General features: G+C 68.5%; 12 protein-coding genes and 1 riboswitch. Of the genes, 6 read left to right on the forward strand and 6 right to left on the reverse strand.

Annotated elements, in window-relative coordinates:
* Positions 1 to 69: 69 nt before the first annotated feature.
* From QRM96_RS18710 to QRM96_RS18720, 3 genes are read left to right on the forward strand one after another with little or no spacing between them, the layout of a single operon-like run.
* Positions 70 to 1,104: a zinc-dependent alcohol dehydrogenase gene (locus QRM96_RS18710; protein WP_043424115.1), complete on the forward strand. Its 1,035-nt coding sequence runs from the start codon at positions 70 to 72 to the stop codon at positions 1,102 to 1,104.
* Positions 1,105 to 1,112: 8 nt separating this feature from the next.
* Complete coding sequence (locus tag QRM96_RS18715; RefSeq protein ID WP_285320552.1) at positions 1,113 to 1,508, forward strand: 6-pyruvoyl trahydropterin synthase family protein; 396 nt, start codon at positions 1,113 to 1,115, stop codon at positions 1,506 to 1,508.
* Positions 1,509 to 1,510: 2 nt separating this feature from the next.
* Positions 1,511 to 2,620 (forward strand): glycosyltransferase family 4 protein, encoded by a 1,110-nt coding sequence (locus QRM96_RS18720; protein ID WP_109044760.1) that lies wholly within the window; start codon positions 1,511 to 1,513, stop codon positions 2,618 to 2,620.
* Positions 2,621 to 2,698: 78 nt separating this feature from the next.
* Here the strand turns inward: QRM96_RS18720 and QRM96_RS18725 are convergent, their stop codons facing one another.
* Complete coding sequence (locus QRM96_RS18725) at positions 2,699 to 3,205, reverse strand: nucleoside deaminase (RefSeq protein ID WP_285320553.1); 507 nt, start codon at positions 3,203 to 3,205, stop codon at positions 2,699 to 2,701.
* Between the two features lie 55 nt (positions 3,206 to 3,260).
* Between QRM96_RS18725 and QRM96_RS18730 the strand changes: the two genes are divergently transcribed.
* The 3 genes from QRM96_RS18730 to QRM96_RS18740 are packed head-to-tail and all read left to right on the forward strand — an operon-like array spanning position 3,261 to position 5,158.
* The gene (locus QRM96_RS18730) at positions 3,261 to 4,064 is read left to right on the forward strand and encodes a phosphatase PAP2 family protein (RefSeq protein WP_043424129.1); all 804 of its coding nucleotides are present in this window, start codon (positions 3,261 to 3,263) and stop codon (positions 4,062 to 4,064) included.
* A 12-nt stretch (positions 4,065 to 4,076) separates the two neighbouring features.
* Positions 4,077 to 4,712, forward strand: a complete 636-nt coding sequence (gene upp / locus QRM96_RS18735) for a uracil phosphoribosyltransferase (protein ID WP_109044758.1) — start codon at positions 4,077 to 4,079, stop codon at positions 4,710 to 4,712.
* A 44-nt stretch (positions 4,713 to 4,756) separates the two neighbouring features.
* Complete coding sequence (locus QRM96_RS18740) at positions 4,757 to 5,158, forward strand: glyoxalase superfamily protein (RefSeq protein ID WP_109044757.1); 402 nt, start codon at positions 4,757 to 4,759, stop codon at positions 5,156 to 5,158.
* A 67-nt stretch (positions 5,159 to 5,225) separates the two neighbouring features.
* Here the strand turns inward: QRM96_RS18740 and QRM96_RS18745 are convergent, their stop codons facing one another.
* From QRM96_RS18745 to QRM96_RS18765, 5 genes are all read right to left on the reverse strand, one after another.
* Positions 5,226 to 5,933 (reverse strand): aggregation-promoting factor C-terminal-like domain-containing protein, encoded by a 708-nt coding sequence (locus QRM96_RS18745; RefSeq protein WP_026264763.1) that lies wholly within the window; start codon positions 5,931 to 5,933, stop codon positions 5,226 to 5,228.
* 5 nt (positions 5,934 to 5,938) lie between these two features.
* A riboswitch (cyclic di-AMP (ydaO/yuaA leader) is annotated at positions 5,939 to 6,099 on the reverse strand.
* A 145-nt stretch (positions 6,100 to 6,244) separates the two neighbouring features.
* Positions 6,245 to 8,293 (reverse strand): glycosyltransferase family 39 protein, encoded by a 2,049-nt coding sequence (locus QRM96_RS18750; RefSeq protein ID WP_285320554.1) that lies wholly within the window; start codon positions 8,291 to 8,293, stop codon positions 6,245 to 6,247.
* A 6-nt stretch (positions 8,294 to 8,299) separates the two neighbouring features.
* Positions 8,300 to 10,414 (reverse strand): glycosyltransferase family 39 protein, encoded by a 2,115-nt coding sequence (locus tag QRM96_RS18755; protein ID WP_285320555.1) that lies wholly within the window; start codon positions 10,412 to 10,414, stop codon positions 8,300 to 8,302.
* Entirely contained in the window at positions 10,411 to 11,838 is a 1,428-nt protein-coding gene (locus QRM96_RS18760; RefSeq protein WP_285320556.1) for a bifunctional glycosyltransferase family 2/GtrA family protein, read from the reverse strand. The genes QRM96_RS18755 and QRM96_RS18760 overlap by 4 nt, the downstream gene beginning before the upstream one ends.
* An 82-nt stretch (positions 11,839 to 11,920) precedes the next feature.
* Positions 11,921 to 13,396, reverse strand: coding sequence for a sensor histidine kinase (locus QRM96_RS18765; protein ID WP_109044753.1), 1,476 nt, complete (start codon positions 13,394 to 13,396; stop codon positions 11,921 to 11,923).
* Between the last annotated feature and the right edge of the window lie 6 nt (positions 13,397 to 13,402).

Below are 13,402 nucleotides of genomic sequence, written 5' to 3' on the forward strand. Positions count from 1 at the left end.
ACCGGAAACGCCGCCGGCCGCCATCGGACTTTCCCAGCGCCTGCCCGTCCGGCTAGATTCATCAGCAAGATGATGAATCCACAGCCTCCGATCCACGCAACCGCATACTGGACCACCGCAAAGCAGCACGGCGAGCTCAGGCCCGAAGAAATGCCCGCACCCGGTCCCGGCGAGGTGTTGGTCCGTGCCCTCTACTCCGGCATCAGCAGGGGCACCGAAATGGTGGTCCACGCCGGCGCTGTTCCGCCCCGGGTCGCTGAGCAGATGCGCGCCCCGCACCAGGAAGGAGAGTTCCCCGGGCCCGTAAAATTCGGCTACCTCTCTGTTGGCGTTGTGGAGGAGGGGCCCCAGGACTGGAAGGGCGCACGCGTGTTCTGCCTGAGCCCGCACCAGGACCGTTATGTGGTGCCGGTGGAGTCCCTGACGCGGATCCCGGACGATGTCCCGTCCCGGCGCGCGGTGTTGACCGGCACGGTCGAAACCGCAGTCAACGCCCTGTGGGAGGCTGGGCCGCGCCTGGGGGACCGGGTTGCGGTCGTCGGCGCGGGCCTGGTGGGCGGCATGGTCGCCACCCTGTTGCGCACATTCCCGCTGCAGCGCCTGCAACTGGTGGACCTGGATCCGGGCAGGAAGCAGCTGGCCGATGCGATCGGTGTCGACTTCGCCCACCCCGACGAGGCCCTGGCCGACTGCGACATTGTCATCCACTGCTCGGCCTCGCAGGAAGGGCTGGAACGCAGCCTCCAGCTCGTCGGCGACGACGGTGATGTCATCGAGATGTCCTGGTACGCCAACCGGACGGTGACCATACCGTTGGGCGAGGATTTTCACGCGCGCAGGCTGTCCATCAGGGCCAGCCAGGTAGGCATGGTGGCCCGGTCCCGGCGCCACCGCCGCACCAATGCGGACCGCCTCAACCTTGCCGTATCGCTGCTCAAGGACCCCGTGTTCGATGCGTTCCTGACCGGTTCGTCCCGGTTCGAGGACCTTCCCGAGGTGGTCCAGAGCCTGTCCGACGGCACGCTGGAAGCCCTGTGCCACGTGGTCGAATACCCTTCCGGCAACCCGGCCCCCAGCCAAGCAACCCACAACTCCGAAACGTAAGGTAGCCCATGTTCAGCTTGACCGTCCGCCGCCACTTCATGATCGCCCACAGCCTTCCGCGCGAAGCATTCGGGCCTGCGCAAGCACTGCACGGCGCAACTTTCGTCGCCGAGGTGAGCTTCCGGCGTCCTGCCCTGAACTCGGACGCGATTGTGCTGGACATTGGAGCCGCCGGGACCATCATCGAGGACGTGCTGGGCGGCCTGAACTACCGAAACCTGGACGAGCACCCGGATTTCGAGGGCAAGCTCACCACCACGGAGGCGCTGGCCGAGTACATCGCCCAGAAGGTGGCGGCCAGGATCAAGGACACGGCAGACGGCCCCGAGCTGGCGGGAATCGACGTCACCCTCCGGGAAAATCCGGACGCCTGGGCCACCTACGCCTTGGACCTGTCCGACTGACCATGCGCCCCCTTCGGCTGCTCGTCCCGGGCAATATCCGCCACAGCTCGGGCGGCAATGTCTACAACGCGCGCCTGGTTGCCGGCCTCCAGGCCTTGGGTGCAGGGGTTGAGGTCATTGCCGTGGAGGGCACCTGGCCGGATGCCGGCGCACACGAACGACGCCGGCTGGGCGCCCTCATCGGGGCGTGGGACCCGGAAACACATCCCGGGCAGCCGGTGGCGATCGTGGATGGACTGGTGGCCGTGGGCGCTCCGGACGAACTGGAATTCGCTGCGAAAGCCGGCCGGCAAACATGGGTCCTGGTGCATATGCCCGTGCCGGAAGATGCAGGCACGCAGGCCCTTGAACGCGAAGCCAGGGCTTTGCGCGCCGCAACCGGGGTCATCTGCACCAGCACGTCGGCGGCAAACGTGCTCCGCAAACGGGGGCTCCCGCAAGCGCGGGTTGTACTCCCCGGCGTGGAGCCGGCACCTTTGGCGGCCGGTTCCACGCCGCCCCACCTGGCGGTCGTTGCGGCGCTCCTGCCCAACAAGGACCAGCTGCTCACGGTCGAGGCCCTGGGCCGGATCAGGGATCTTGACTGGACTGCATCGTTCGTGGGGTCGGACCGGGCCGATCCGGTGTATGCGCAGGCAGTCCAGGCTGCGGTTGCCGGGAACGGTCTGCAGGAGCGGGTGTGGCTGACCGGCGAACTCACCGGCGAGCCGCTGGAAGCACAGTGGGCCCGGACCGACCTGACGTTGCTGGTGTCACGGACGGAAGCGTTTGGGATGGCCGTCACCGAGAGCTTGGCCCGCGGCATCCCAGCGCTGGTCAGGGCAGGCACGGGCGCGGTGGAGGCGCTTACCCTCGCCGGACTGGAAACGTCCGACGGCGGGCCAAGACTTCCGGGGGCAGCGGTTCCCCTGCCCGTCGGGGGCCAGGAGAGTCCCGGCCGGCTGGCTGCGGTCCTGCGGCGGTGGCTCGGGGACGCACGGGTCCGCGAGGGCTGGCGCGCAGCCGCAGCCGAGGCGCGGAGGGACCTCCCCGGCTGGAGCAGCACGGCCCAGGGCCTGCTGGCCGTAGTGGCAGCGGGCGACCGAGGGAACGGGCAGCCGCGGCCTGCCTGAAACGGGCCGCGGACTGCCTGAAACGGGCCGCGGACTGTCCGAAGCCGGCCGCGGTAAAGATGCCCGCCGCCGGACGCGCTAAAGGCTGCTGCGGTGCGCCGCGAAGAACTCGCGCAGCAACCGGGCGCACTCTTCCTCGCGGACGCCCGGGTACACCTCAACCCAATGGTTGAGCCGTCGTTCGCGCAGGATGTCGAACACGGATCCTGCGGCGCCGGCTTTCTCGTCCCACGCCCCGAAAACCACCCGGGGGATCCTGGCCAGGACGATCGCGCCCGCGCACATGGCGCAGGGTTCCAGGGTGACCACCAACGTGCAGTCGGAGAGCCGCCAGCCGTCGCCCCGGCCGCCGTCGAGCCTGGGCCGTTCCTGCAACCGGGCGGCAGCTTCCCGGATGGCCACCACCTCGGCGTGGGCTGTTGGGTCACCCAGCTCCTCCCGCTGGTTCCGGCCGGAACCCAGCACCCCGCCATCGGGCCCAATGACCACGGCGCCGATGGGCACGTCCTCCGTGGCGAGGGCGCGGTGCGCCTCCGCGATGGCAAGGCCCATCCAGGCGTCGTGTTTCTTTTCGGGCAACGGCATGGCTCAATGATAGTTTCGGGGATACTCAGGTTACTTACCGATGCCGGGAGGCACCATGGATACGCTTCGGGACCGCTTGGGGACCTGGTTCAAACCCTACGCGGCGCTGGTCCTCACCATCCTCGTGGGCGGTGTTGTCATCGTCTCCCTCGCCCTGCTGGGCGCCGAGGTGTATGACGACGTGGTGGACTCCGCCGGGCTGGCCAACCTGGACAAGCCGGCGCTGGCCCTGTCCGAGAGCCTCCGCAGCCCCGGGCTCGACGCGTTCGTTACCGGGTTCACCAATATCGGCGGTGGCATCGGAATGCCCATCCTGGCCAGCATCCTCACCGCGTGGCTGACCTTCCTCAGCCGCAACTGGCGTCCGCTGGTCCTGATCGGCGGAGCCGCTGCCGTGTCCATTACCGCCACCACCTTCGGCAAGAAGCTGGTGGGACGCACGCGCCCGGATCACGCAGACGCCGTTCCGCCGTATGAGGATTCCCCGTCGTTCCCGAGCGGGCACACCCTGAACACCACCGTGGTGATCAGCCTGGTGGTGTACCTGATCTGCCTCCAGTTCCACGCCATGCGCGTCCGGGTCCTGGCCATCACGGCGGGCGCGGTGTTCATCATCGCCATGGGTTTGAGCAGGGTTTTCCTGGGCCACCACTGGCTCACGGATGTCATGGCGGGCTGGCTGCTGGGGCTCACCTGGGTGGGTGTGGTGATTATGGCCCACCGGCTGTTCCACATTGTCCGCAGGCGGGAACACGTGGGTGCGGCGCCGTCGTTCGACCGTCCCATCGTCCGGGACGTGGTGGCCGAGGAGCTGCACGACGGCGAACACTACGGACCCGGCAAAGGCAGCGCCGGATGATAGTTTTAGGGGATGCGCACTCTCGTTGTTGACCACCCCCTGGTCGCCCACAAGCTCACCGTCCTGCGGGACAAAAACACGCCGTCGCCGGTCTTCCGCCAGCTGACGGAGGAGCTGGTGACCCTCCTGGCCTATGAGGCCACGCGGGAGGTCCGCACCGAGCCCGTCACCATCCAAACGCCCGTCAGCACCACGGTCGGCACCGCGTTCACCAAGCCCACGCCGCTGGTAGTTCCCATCCTGCGCGCCGGCCTGGGCATGCTGGAAGGCATGACCAAGCTGGTGCCCACCGCCGAGGTGGGCTTCCTGGGCATGGCCCGGGACGAGGAAACCCTGGACATCATCACGTATGCCGAGCGCCTCCCCGAGGACCTCACCGGCCGCCAGGTCTTCGTCCTGGACCCGATGCTGGCCACCGGCGGAACCCTGCGTGAGGCCATCAAGTTCCTCTTCAAGCGCGGCGCCTCCGACGTCACCTGCATCTGCCTGCTGGCAGCCCCGGAGGGCCTGGCCAAGCTGGAGGAGGAACTGGGCGACGCGAACGTGCACATCGTCCTGGCCTCCATCGACGAGAAGCTCAACGAGAAGTCCTACATTGTTCCCGGCCTCGGCGACGCCGGCGACCGCCTGTACGGGATCGCCGGGTAGGTTCCACCCTTTTTCAAAACCGTTCCCGCCGCTAGCCTGTGCGGATGGACTGGAAACTAGAACTCGTCTTTGTCCCTGTATCCGATGTGGACCGCGCCAAGGATTTCTATGTTAACAAGGTTGGCTTCAACGCCGACTACGACGAACGCCCGTCGGAGTCGATCCGCTTCGTGCAGTTGACGCCACCCGGCTCCGCCTGCTCCATCTGCATCGGCGAAGGGCTCACCGACGCTCCGCCCGGCACAGGATCCAACCTCCAGCTGGTGGTCAGCGACATCGAGGCTGCCCACCGCCAGCTCAAGGGCAACGGCGTGGACGTCAGCGACGTGGATGTACAGCAGTGGGGCCACTTCCTGTACTTCGCCGATCCGGACGGCAACAAGTGGTCTGTCCAGTACATCCCCTGGCGGAACGCCGGGCCGGGCGACGTCCAGGGCGCCGGTTAACGCAAACCGCGGGCCGCATCGACATGATGCGGCCCGCGGTTTGCGTTGCGCCCGGTGCTGGTGGTGCCTAGTACCAGTTGTGTGCCAGGTGGAAGTTCAACGCACCGCAGGGCGAGGCGTAGCTCTTCTTGATGTAGTCCAGGCCCCAGTTGATCTGCGTGCGGTAGTTGGTCAGGTAGTCGGCGCCTGCGCTGGCCATCTTCTCCGCCGGCAGCGACTGGACGATGCCGTACGCGCCGCTGCTGGCGTTGGTGGCGGTGGTGGTCCAATCGGATTCCTTGGTCCACAGCGTCTGCAGGCACTGCATCTGGTCCGGTCCCCAGCCAAAGGAGGACAGCTGGCTGGCGGCGTAGGCCTGGGCGCCCGCGGGATCGTTAACCGCGACGGCGGGAGCAGGCTCAGGCGCGGGGGCCGGCGCAGGTGCGGGTGCTTCAGCCGGCGGGGCGGCGGGAGCGGGCGCGGGGGCCGGCTCCGCGGCCTGCGGTGCCACGCTGATGGCGGAAGGAGCAGGATTTGCGGCCGGGTTGGACCGGATTTCGCTCTTCTCGATGCTCATCTGGGCATCCGCCGCCGACGTGGAAGCGCTTGACCCGGTGGACGACGCCTGGGTCATGCTGTTGGTCGCCTGGCCTGCCGCGCCAACGCCAACCAGCACCGCGCATGATGCAGCGAGGACCGCAACACGCCGGCCCACGGTGGTCTTTTTGGCGGGCTGGGGTTTGGCCCGATGTTTTGCCTTGGTTTGCAGGCATGGTTTTGCCATGGATTTAGACATGATTGATCGCCTCTCACACCTGCGGAGTTAGCTGTCGGGTTCGGATGAGGGCATCCGGCCGCACGGAAAAAACACGTGCTGGCTTAACCCCAAGGGCAATCATTGCCCGGGACGGTGGGTCCCCCGCCTCTGCCGTTGCTCAAGCGGAATCCGGGAAGCGGCAGAGCTTGGCGTCAACCCGGGATATGCGGCCCGAACGGGGACCGCACCTAATCGACGGTACAGGAAGATTGCGCATTAGTCACATTTGGGTAACGGAAGTCACGAATCATGGCGCGTCGATTTGCTGCAGGCGGATCCCCGGCGCCGGGTTATCCCGCCAGGATATAGACCGTGGTCCCGCCAATGTTTTGCGCCGGGAACGTGGACTCCACCCACTGTGCAATCCGGGTGGAGGCGTCAGAGCCGCTGCTGGACATCATGGTCCCGCCGGCAATGAAGTAGTGGATCCGGCCTTGGGAGACCAGCGCTTGGAACTGTTCCAGCGTGGGGGAGGGGTCGGTGCCGTTGAAGCCGCCCACGGCCATCACCGGCAGTTCCGTGGCCAGTTGGTAACCTGCGGCATTGTTCGAACCGACTACTGCCGCTGCCCAGGTGTAGTTTGAGGCACCGTCCTTCAATGCGGCCACGAGCCCGGCCGACGGCGTGGGCGCACCCAGGAGGCCGCCCATCCCGCCGGCGCGGCCACCGGTGGCACCCTGACCGCCCTGCGCTGCCCCGCCCTGGCCGGCACCCATGCCTTGTCCAGCCTGGCCGTTGAACTGCCGGGACGTGCCGCCCGCGCCAAACCCGCCGGTCCGGTTTCCGCCGAACCCGCCCGGGCCGCCGAACGACGTCGCCGGTCCGGCGCTGACAATGGCCCCGCTGTGCGCCGTCGCCGCCGTCGACATGGAGAAGGCCAGCGGGCCGGCGAGCGATGCCGCAATGGCGAGCGCCGTCGTCGTCCGTTGCACGGAGCGCAGGCGGATGAACCTGTTCAACCCTGTTCCTGCTGCGGCCGCAAGGCCTGCCGCCAGCACCACCCAGCGCAGCCACGGGCCGTAGGCGGATGTGGTTCCCAGCAGGGTGAATGCCATCAGGGCTGCCGCGGCCACTGCGGCGGCCAGGAAGACCGCCGCTGCGGCCTGCCGCCGGTGCTGCCAGAGAAGTACCGGGCCCAGGCCGGCCAGGGCTGCGATCCCGGGCGCCAATGCCACCGCGTAGTAGGGGTGGATGATGCCCGCCATGAAGCTGAAGACCAGGCCGGTCACCAGGACCCAGGAACCCCAGATGAGCACCGACGCCCGGACGGCGTCAGTCCGCGGCGCCCGGCGTCCCACCCACAGCAAGCCGGCAGCAAGGATCAGTGCGGAGGGCAGCAGCCACGCGATCTGGCCGCCAAATTCGCTGTTGAACATCCGCAACAGCCCGGGAACGCCCCAGCCGTTGGCGCCGCCCACGCTCCCTGTCTCGTCGCCTGTCAGCCGGCCCAGGCCGTTATAGCCGAGGGTCAGTTCCAGGATGGAATTGTCCTGCGAACCACCAATGAACGGACGGTCCGCAGCCGGGATGAGCTCCACGACGGCCAGCCACCAGCCGGCCGCGGCAAGCATCGCGGCACCGGCGGCGAGCAGGTGCAGCAGCCGCCGGCCCAGCCTGGCGGGCGCCGCGACCAGGTAGGCGAGGGCAAACCCGGGAACCACCAGCAGGACCTGCAGCTGCTTGGCAAGGAACCCGAAGCCCAGGAAAACCCCTGCCAGCAGGAGCCAGCGCAGCCTGTCCTCCTGCACGGAGCGGAGCACCGCATAGGCGGCGGCGGTCATGAGCAGCACCAGCAGGGCGTCCGGGTTGTTGAACCGGAACATCAGCGTGGCCACGGGCGTCAGTGCCAGCGCAACGGCGGCCAGCAGCCCTGCCCGGTGGGCGAGGCGCGGGTCACCGGTGGCCGGTGCCGCGGCCCGCCGGACGGCCAGGTACAGCAGCCAGGCGGTGCCGACGCCCATCAGGGCTTCAGGAACCAGGATGCTCCAGGAGCTCAGGCCGAAAATCCGGACCGACAACCCCATGATCCACAGGGACGCCGGTGGCTTGTCCACCGTGATGGAGTTGGCGGCGTCCGAGGAACCGAAGAACCAGGCCGCCCAGTCCTGCGATCCGGCCTGGGCAGCGGCGGAGTAGAAAGCGTTGGCCCAGCCCGATGCCCCGAGGTTCCACAGGTACAGCACGGCGGTAGCTGCCAGCACGGCTGCCAGTTCCAGGCGGTGCCGGAGGGCTGGGGGCTCCCGCCGCACGCCGGCCGCGGCAGCAGGGCTGGAGGCAGCAGGGCCGGGGGCAGCGGGAGCGGAGGGAGCCTGCACCGGAGTGGAGTTAGAGCTGGCCATGGGGTCCTACTTGGTGAGTTGGTACACCGTGGAGTTACCCACGGTTTGGGCCTGGAAGTTGGCTTGCACCCAGGCGGCCACCTCGGAGTTGCCGCCCCGGCCGCCCATGCCGCCGCCCATGCCGCCTTCGATGAAGTAGCTGATCTCACCCCTGGCCACCATGGCCTGGAACTCGGCGAGCGTGGGATAGGGGTCGCCGCCGTTCCAGCCGCCCAGGGCAATGACGCTGGTGTTCGTGGCCAGTTCCAGGCTGGCGGCCTGGCTGGCCCCGGAGACAATCGCCGACCACTTCGTGGTGGTGCCGGTGAGCAGTGCGGTCACGGCTGCATCGGCGGTGCCTTCGCCTGGACCACCCGCCCCGCCGGCTCCGGGGGCCCCGGTGAAGCCGCCTGCTCCGTTCGCGGGATCAAAACCGCCGGCACCGGCTGCCGCATCCGTTCCGTCGGTCCGGTCGTCACGGAGCGCGGCGTCGTCCCGGAAGCCGGCAGCCCTGTTGCCGAAACCGCCCGCCGACGAACCTGCGGGCCCCGACGTCGGGATGGATCCCGAATGGGCGGACGCGGCGGTGGCCAAGGTCCAGGCAGCCGTTCCAAGGCCCCCGGCCAGCAAGGAGAGGACGACGACGGCGGCCGTCCCGGAGCGCCGGAACCGTCCCGCAGCGCCCTTGCCGTCAAGGCGGAGGAGGATGGCGGCCGCGGCAAGGACACCAAGGACGATGGTGGCGATGCGCAACCACGGCAGCCACGACGCGTCGCGGCCCAGCAGCACCGAGGACCAGATGGAGGTGCCTAAGACCACGACGGCAAGAGTGGTCCGTGCCGGCCAGTACGCGCGGCCGCGCCAGAGTTCCGCCGCGCCGATGCCCACCAGCGCGGCGATGGCCGGTGCCAGTGCCACCGAGTAGTAGGGGTGGACGATGCCGCTCATGAAGCTGAAGACGCCCGCCGTGACCAGCAGCCAGCCGCCCCACAGGATCAAGGCCGCGCGGCTCCGGGATGTGCGCGTTTCGCGGCGGGTGAACCACAAGCCTGCCACCACCAGCACCAGGGCGGCAGGCAGCAGCCAGGACACCTCGCCGCCGAAGCTGGTCCCGAACATCCGCAGCAGGCCGGCCGCGCCGCCGAATCCCGCATTTCCGCCGCCGAAGCCGCCCGCCGCACCGCCGCCCGGGCCGCCGGCTCCACCTCCGGGCATTCCTTCACCCGAACCGGTGATGCGGGCCAGGCCGTTGTAGCCGAAGGTCAGTTCCAGGAAGCTGTTGGTGGTGGACCCGGCCATGTACGGCCGTTCGGAGGCCGGCGTCAGCTGGAAAAGTGCAACGTAGCTGCCGGCCACCACGATGATCCCGCCCAGCGCGCCGAGCAGGTGGACCAGCCGGCGTCCCAGCGGTGTGGGGGCAGCCCACAGGTAGGCAAGTCCAAGCGCGGGAACCACCAGGAAGCCTTGCAGCATCTTGCTGAGGAACGCCAGGCCTATCACGGCCCCCGCCGCCACCAGCCACTTCCATCCGGCCCGTTCGATGGCCCGGGTGGTGAAGTACGCCGCCAGCACCAGGCAGAGGGTGAGCATGGCGTCCGGGTTGTTGAATTTGAACATCAGCGCCGCCACGGGCGTCAGTGCGAGGGCGCCGCCGGCCAGGAGGCCTGCCGCCGGACCGGAAACCCGCTTCACAGCGAGGTACAGGAAGCCGACGGCGGCCACTCCCATGAGCGCTTCGGGCACCAGCATGCTCAGTGACGAGAAGCCGAAGATACGGCCCGCCAGGGCCGGGATCCAGAGCGCGGCGGGCGGCTTGTCCACGGTGATGGCGTTTCCGGCGTCGAGCGATCCGAAGAGGAATGCCGTCCAGTCCTTGGTGCCCGCCTGGATGGCAGCGGCATAGAAGGAGTTTCCGTAGCCGGTGGCGGCCAGGTTCCAGAGGTACAGGATTGCCGTGGCCACCAGGAGGCCGGCGGCCGAGGGCCGCACCCAGCGGGGCTGGCCGCCGAAGGCGTAGCGGGTCCAGCGCGGTCCGGTGCGTGCGGGGCCGGCAGAGGAAGCCGCGGCACCTGACGGGTGCTGTGGACCGTCGGTTGATTCGGTGGTCGATCCGGCGCCTGCCGGTGAAAAGGTGGAGGTCATGATGCTGCCGTTTCTGTGGGGGCGGTGGCGGTCGTGTCGTCGGCGGACGAAGCTGCGGGGGTTCCGGCGGCTGGTGTTGCCGGTCCAGGGCCCGTCCAAGGACCGGGGCGCGTGGAGGGTGCTGTACGCGGCGCCCGCTCCCGGAAGACCCAGAGCCGGAACAGCAGGAACCGCACGGCGGTGGCGGCGAGGTTCGCCGCCACGACGGTGAGGATCTCCGCCCACCGGTCCGGCGTCGTCGTCCTGTGCACCAGTGCCAACGCACCCGAGGTGAGCACCAGGCCGATGCCGAACACGATCAGCCCCTCAAAGTGGTGGCGGACCGGGTTGCCACCCTGGATGCCGAACGTGAAGCGCCGGTTGGCTCCCGTGTTGGCCACGGCCGTGATCAGCAGGGCCAGGAAGTTGGCAAGTTGGGGATCCATGAAGCTGCGGCAGGACACGAAAATCGCCAGGTAGGCCAGGGTCGACGCGGCACCGATGGCGGCGAAGCGCACCAACTGGCCAAACAGGCTGCTGCCGCGGGTTTGCTCGGCCGCCCGGGACGAGGCGGGCAGCGGCCCCCGCGCCAGGGCTGCCCGCAGCTCCGGAACCGGGATGCGGCCGTAGAGCAGGTCGCGGGTGAGCCGTGCCATGCCCCGGACGTCCGCCAGCGCCGTCCGCAGCACGTCAACGCTTGAATCAGGGTCGTCGATCCAGTCCACGGGAACCTCATGGACGCGCAGGCCGCATCGCTCCGCCAGGACCAGGAGCTCGGTGTCGAAGAACCAGGAGTTGTCCACGGTGTACGGAAGGATCTGTTGGGCCACGTCTGCGCGGATCGCCTTGAACCCGCACTGTGCGTCACTGAACCGGGCACCCATGAAGGAGTGCAGCATCAGGTTGTAGCCGCGCGAGATGAATTCCCGCTTGGGTCCGCGGACTACGCGGGAGTTGCGGGTCAGCCGGGTGCCGATGGCAAGGTCCGAATGGCCGGAGATCAGTGGCGCCAACAGTGGTGCCAGGGCCGCAAGGTCGGTGGAGAGGTCCACGTCCATGTAGGCCAGAACCGGCGACGGCGACGCCAGCCACACCTTGCGCAGTGCATTTCCGCGGCCCTTTTCGTCGAGGTGGACCACCGCGAGTTCGGGGAACTCCCGGGCCAGGCGTTCGGCGATCTTCAAGGTGCCGTCCGTGCTGGCGTTGTCGGCCACGGTGATCCGGAAGGAGTGCGGAAAGGAATCGAGCAGGTGGGCGTGGAGCCTGCGGAGGCATTCCTCCAGGTCGCGTTCCTCGTTGAAGACCGGGATGGTCACATCCAGGATCGGCGCGGTGGTGCGGGTGTCCACGGGGGCGCGCCGTCCGGCGCGCCCCCGGGATGGAATGCCCACCGGCGCCACCGCGGCGTCCGGCAGGGTTCCTGAAGTGGAGTCGGTGAGCGTCATGACTCAAGAGTGGCGCCGCCGTATTTGAGGGCTTTAGGCGCAACCTGTGACGTGCCTGTGTAAGTGCGGCCGGCGCTCGCAGTCAGGAGGTGGCGGTTGCCGCTGCCGGCAGGCGGACGGCGAACTCGGTCCTGCCCGGACGGGAGGCGAGTTCCACGGTGCCGCCATGGGCCGCGACGATGGATTCGACGATCGAAAGCCCCAGCCCGGACGATCCTTCGGAGCCTGAGCGGGAGGCATCGGCCCGGGTGAACCGGGAGAAGATGTTGCCTTGGAACTCGGCGGGAATGCCGGGGCCGTCGTCGGTGACCGTGACCACCACGCTGCCGTCGGCGGAGCGCATGACCCCGGTGGTGACGGTGGTGCCGGCCGGCGTGTGCTTCCTGGCGTTCGAGAGCAGGTTGGCCAGGACCTGGTGGAGCTGGGTGGTGTCACCGCGGACGGTTACCGGTTCATCGGGCAACGTCAGCTGCCAGGTGTGGTCCGGTGCCATGACCTTTTCGTCGCTGACGGTTTCGATCACCAGCTGGGTGAGGTCCACATCGGTGGTTTCGGTCGCCTTGCCCTCATCCAGCCGGGCCAGCAGCAGCAGGTCCTCCACCAGGGCGGTCATGCGCTCAGACTGGCTTTGCACCCTGCCCAGCGACTTTTGGCCGTCCTCGGTGAGGGTTTCGGTCATGCGCATCAGCTCGGTGTATCCGCGGATGGCGGTCAATGGGGTCCGGAGCTCATGGGAGGCGTCCGCCACGAACTGGCGCACTTTCATCTCACTCCGTTGCCGGGCTTCGAGAGCGCTGGAGACGTTGTCCAGCATGAGGTTCAGCGCGTGCCCCACGCTGCCCACTTCCGTGGTGGGATGCGCTGCCGACGGCGGGACACGCACCGCCAGGGCTACCTCGCCGGCGTCGAGCGGCAGCTTGGAAACCTTGGTGGCGACGTCGGAGAGCTGCTCCAGCGGCCGCATGGTCCGGCGGATCAACGCCGTGCCGGCCAGCCCGATCAGGACAAGGCCGCCCAGTGACACCAGCACCATCGTCAACACCAGCGAGGCCTCGGTGCTTTCCTTGGTTGCCAGCGGCAGCCCGGTGATCACCACGTCGCCATAAGGGGTCTGTGTCGCCATGAGCCGGTAGTCGCCGTTGGACAGTTCCCGGTCAACCGGGCTGCCGTCACGGGGGAGGGCCTGCAGGGTGGCCGTGTCCCGGGAAGTCAGCGGCGTGCGGGTGAAATCCGCGGACAGGAAACCCGCTTCCCGAGTGATCTGGCCACCCACCACCCTGGCGTTGAGTGTTCCCACGCTTTGACCCCGCGCGTCGAGCGGATCCGGTCGGCCCGAGGGATTGCCCTCGGGCGGGCGGCCGCGTGAAGCCATGGTCAGCTGCTCGTCCAACTGCTTGGAGAGGACCACGTCCATCGAGGCGTAGCTGACCACGCCGATCGCACTCGAGATGGCCACCAGGAGGGCCATGGAGAGCAGGATCAGGCGGGTCCGAAGATGCCAGGTGGCAGGGTTGAACCACGAGCGGCCGGTGGGCCGGGGAACCCCGGAAAGAGACACGCGTTT

Source organism: Pseudarthrobacter sp. lyk4-40-TYG-27 (genome assembly GCF_030209295.1).
Classification (GTDB): Bacteria; Actinomycetota; Actinomycetes; order Actinomycetales; family Micrococcaceae; genus Arthrobacter.